The sequence below is a fragment of the Halomonas sp. SIMBA_159 genome, from assembly GCF_046536035.1.
Classification (GTDB): Bacteria; Pseudomonadota; Gammaproteobacteria; order Pseudomonadales; family Halomonadaceae; genus Vreelandella; species Vreelandella venusta_A.
Genome location: NZ_JAWJBT010000628.1, coordinates 1 through 270 on the forward strand (window position 1 = coordinate 1; position 270 = coordinate 270).

Sequence of the window (270 nt, forward strand, 5' to 3'; positions counted from 1 at the left end):
GTTTTTTCCTCAAGAACGTGCTGATTACTCAGCGCGCCGCTGGCAATCTGTAACACCGCCGTGGCAGCCAGCGCAAAAATCGCCAGCGCGAGCATCACTTCCAGCAAGGTAAATCCGCGCTTCATCGCATCCTCTCATCACATTGATTGAGGGATAACGCGCCATCGTGTGCCAGTTTTACCGCCCAACATGCGTTTTGCGCCGCCGAGTAGAAGCGCAGCGTAAACGGCGTGGCGGGTTCAAAAGGCGAAAAACGGATCTGCGGCGTCT

General features: G+C 55.9%; 1 protein-coding gene. It reads right to left on the reverse strand.

The window, feature by feature from the left end; translation table 11 throughout:
- The coding region (locus R0J87_RS20715) for a prepilin-type N-terminal cleavage/methylation domain-containing protein (RefSeq protein ID WP_498888609.1) at nucleotides 1–125 on the reverse strand (125 nt) is incomplete at its 3' end.
- Nucleotides 126–270: the final 145 nt, after the last annotated feature.